This window comes from Flavitalea antarctica (assembly GCF_054461535.1).
Genome location: NZ_JBTLQG010000096.1, coordinates 1 through 589 on the forward strand (window position 1 = coordinate 1; position 589 = coordinate 589).

Sequence of the window (589 nt, forward strand, 5' to 3'; positions counted from 1 at the left end):
TGGAGATCCCATGAAAAAGCAACAATCCCTTGATATGTGATTTCACGCGGCGAACCTGTTTAACTAGTTGATTACGCTGCCTTAAAAGGCTTCGTAATTGCTCCTGGGTTTCAGTGGGAATATAGATTGGTTTGAGCTGGCCAATCTGCAGTTGTTTTGCCAGGTTGCGACAGTCGATCTTATCAGTCTTTTGATACTGGTGTTTATCAATCCTGGGAATATCAGCCGGGTTCACAACGGTCACTGACCAGCCAAGGTTGAGAAAGGCACGAGCTGCAGTAAAGCCACAGCAGGAAGCTTCATAAGTAACAGCTACCTGGTGATCGGGAAAATGTTTGAAGACGAAATTCACTAGTAAATCCGGATCAGGTGGCAAACTGAAACTCTTGTGATCCGAAATATCGGTTCTGAGATGTGCCTGCCAACTTTTTTTGTGTACATCTATACCAATAAATAACTTTGGTGTAGCGATCATTTGAGACTGCATAGACTTAGATTTTAGTGGATAATATTTAACGATGTATCCCATGTCAAAATTAGGCAGCTCGAGTGATCGCTTTTACATAGATGCTTGGCAAAAGCGGGCGGC

General features: G+C 43.3%; 1 protein-coding gene. It reads right to left on the reverse strand.

The features are described 5' to 3' along the window. Positions 1-487 (reverse strand): IS110 family transposase (locus tag ACX0G7_RS27335; RefSeq protein ID WP_458926725.1); only part of this gene is annotated, 487 nt, incomplete at its 3' end. Between the last annotated feature and the right edge of the window lie 102 nt (positions 488-589).